At 42.0% G+C, this 533-nt stretch carries 1 pseudogene; it reads right to left on the reverse strand.

What is annotated here, in order from left to right:
- Nucleotides 1-460, reverse strand: a pseudogene (locus EPB74_RS13380) (transposase); the annotation flags it as partial.
- Nucleotides 461-533 lie beyond the last annotated feature (73 nt).

Genomic DNA, 533 nt, shown 5'->3' on the forward strand with positions numbered 1-533 from the left:
AATCCAAAGCCCCAGTTCTTGTTCTGCTCGGTCAGATCTATGAGCAAGTCCGCTATCTGCTTATTCTCATCCGTTGCTACCGACTTGTGATAATAACAGGTGACGCTAATGTTAAAGATCAAGCAAGTCCTGCGAATGCTTATGCCATGCTCTTTAATGTAGTGACAAGCCATCTCTTTGCGCCTGAGTGGCGCTACCACTTTTTTGACATGGCATCCTGTAATATGTCGGATTTGAGACATTCATCGGCATACATCTTTTTTAAGCGAGCATTCTCAACTTCAAGCTCTTTGAGACGAGTGATAAGCGCAGCATCCATGCCACCATATTTAGAGCGCCAGTTATAGAACGTGCTTTGGCCGACATTATACTCACGGCATAAATCAGCGATAGGTACGCCTTGTTCTGCTTGTTTAAGGATATTAACGATTTGATTATCAGTAAAGCGTGTCTTTTTCATAGGATTCTCCTGCTGGTATATTTTAGCAGTTAATCTCTATTTCTAAGTGTTCTTATTTATTGGGGGGATTACC

Origin of the sequence: Psychrobacter sp. DAB_AL62B, from assembly GCF_028895345.1 — a bacterium.
Taxonomy (GTDB): Bacteria; Pseudomonadota; Gammaproteobacteria; order Pseudomonadales; family Moraxellaceae; genus Psychrobacter.